The 254-nt window shown below is 63.0% G+C and carries 1 protein-coding gene; it reads left to right on the forward strand.

Annotated features, from left to right (window positions below; genetic code table 11):
- On the forward strand, positions 1–254 hold a 254-nt coding region (locus SB679_RS25360; protein WP_410705108.1), incomplete at both ends, for a beta-propeller fold lactonase family protein.

Genomic DNA, 254 nt, shown 5'->3' on the forward strand with positions numbered 1-254 from the left:
CCTTCCTCTCGCCATCAGCAGACGGCAGTCTCGTCTATGCGAATTCGGAGATCGAAGGCTGGTACGAGGGCCTCGTCACCGCGCTTGCGTTCGACAGGCAGGCCGGGCGCCTCCGCCATCTGAACATGCAGCCGTCGCTCGGCGCTACGACGGCACATAACGCAATCTCGCATGACGGCAGGCACCTCTTTGCCGTCAACTATGCGATGGGAGAAGGTGGTCCGGATCAGGCGCTTGTCGCCTTTGAGCGCCGG

It is taken from the genome of Chryseobacterium sp. SIMBA_029 (genome assembly GCF_046535275.1).
GTDB lineage: Bacteria > Bacteroidota > Bacteroidia > Flavobacteriales > Weeksellaceae > Chryseobacterium.